General features: G+C 40.7%; 1 protein-coding gene. It reads left to right on the top strand.

Features of this window, described 5'->3' with window-relative positions:
* Positions 1–759: sirohydrochlorin chelatase (locus V7083_RS20095; protein WP_335481257.1), on the top strand; the 759-nt coding region annotated here is incomplete at its 5' end.
* Positions 760–828 lie beyond the last annotated feature (69 nt).

Raw genomic sequence — 828 nt, 5'->3', positions numbered from 1 at the left:
AGTTTAACAGAGCAAAATAGAAAGGAGCAGCCATCATTGAAAGCAATACTTTACATTGGTCACGGAACTCGTTCTAAAACAGGACTTCAAGAGGCAAAAGCGTTCATTCAGCGAGTAATGGAGCGTAGTAATGTACCCATTCAAGAAATTAGCTTTTTAGAGTTGGCTGAACCGACCATTGCCGAAGGATTTCGTCGATGCGTAGAAAGGGGAGCAACAGAAATTACTGTTGTTCCTTTATTTCTTTTGGCTGCCGCCCATATTAAAGAAGATATCCCAAAAGCACTTAATGAGATTAGTATGCTATTTCCAAAGGTTTCTTTTCAGATCACCGACCCTTTTGGTATTCAAGATTGCCTATTGGACGGGCTTGCCGAGTTAATAAAGGATACCGCAGGTGAGGTTTCAGAAAATGATTCAGTGTTAATAGTCGGTAGGGGGAGCAGCGACCCGGCCATTCAGCTTGCTTTTGATCAAATAGCCAATTGCCTGCAATGCCGACTTGATGCGAAGCGGATTTCTGTTTGTTTTTTAGCGGCATGCCGTCCAACATTGACAGAAGGATTAGAAAGGCTAACAGAAGAAACTTCCGAGAGAATCATTGTTGTGCCCTATTTATTATTTTCCGGTCTGCTGTTAAACGAAGTCCAGCAAAAAGTCCGCCGCTTACAAAAACAAGGGCACTCAATTATAAGCACCATTCCTTTAAGTAGGCACAAAATTTTTGAAGACCTCTTAATTCAACGAATCAGTAATTAGAACCTTTTTGAGGTTCTTTTTAATAACCTGAATAATACGTTTTTTATACACGTTGATTGGAGTGGAAGG

Source organism: Bacillus sp. JJ1764, assembly GCF_036962145.1.
GTDB lineage: Bacteria > Bacillota > Bacilli > Bacillales > Cytobacillaceae > Neobacillus.
Note: the sequence above shows the minus strand (reverse complement) of the source record. Positions and strands in the feature narration are given on the sequence as shown.